The 250-nt window shown below is 72.4% G+C and carries 1 protein-coding gene; it reads left to right on the forward strand.

The genetic code is table 11. The annotated features are described in order from the left end of the window. Nucleotides 1-242, forward strand: a 242-nt coding sequence (locus ACX2DJ_RS13065) for a hypothetical protein (RefSeq protein WP_462573175.1), incomplete at its 5' end; no start/stop codon positions are given. Nucleotides 243-250 lie beyond the last annotated feature (8 nt).

Below are 250 nucleotides of genomic sequence, written 5' to 3' on the forward strand. Positions count from 1 at the left end.
TCGCCGCCGAGCTGCCGCCGCTGTCGGACGACACGCGCTTCGAGATCGCCCACTTCTGCGCCCGAACGCTGCTGCGCGCCAGACGCCGGCGGCAGCAACTGGGCGGCGCCGCGTTGCATGGCCTGGCGAGTGATGCCGAACGCTTTGCGCGCAGCTCGCCGCTGTCACGCCAGGCCCTGCTGGCCGCGTACGTCAGGCGCGGCCGCTGGTTGCGTGGCCTGCAATGGTGGCGCAACGGGTGATCAAGCCC

It is taken from the genome of Altererythrobacter chaiwopuensis (assembly GCF_054957755.1).